This is a genomic window from Acetobacter sacchari, from assembly GCF_017377715.1.
GTDB lineage: Bacteria > Pseudomonadota > Alphaproteobacteria > Acetobacterales > Acetobacteraceae > Acetobacter > Acetobacter sacchari.
Window position 1 is genome coordinate 1 of the sequence record NZ_JAFVMF010000068.1, and the last position, 318, is coordinate 318.

1 protein-coding gene is annotated in these 318 nt (G+C 23.9%); it reads right to left on the bottom strand.

The genetic code is table 11. The annotated features are described in order from the left end of the window. Positions 1-318, bottom strand: a 318-nt coding sequence (locus J2D73_RS21515; protein ID WP_207884221.1) for a hypothetical protein, incomplete at both ends; no start/stop codon positions are given.

Genomic DNA, 318 nt, shown 5'->3' on the forward strand with positions numbered 1-318 from the left:
TTTTTTTTTTTTTTTTTTTTTTTTTTTTTTTTTTTTTTTTTTTGTGTTTTTTTTTTTTTTTTTTTTATTTTTTTTTTTTTTTTTTTTTTGTTTTTTTTTTTGTGGGGGTTTTTTTGTTGGGTGATTTTGGTTTTTTTTATTTCTGGGGTTTTTTGTTGGTGTTGGCTTGTGTTTTTTTTTGGTTTTGGGGGTGTGGGGTTTTTTTTTTTTTTTTGGGGTTTTTTTGTTTTTGTTTTTTTTTGTTTCGCCCCGGGGGGGGGTTTTGGGTTTTTTTTTTTTTTTTTTTTTTTTTTTTTAATTTTTTTTTGTTGCGCCCCG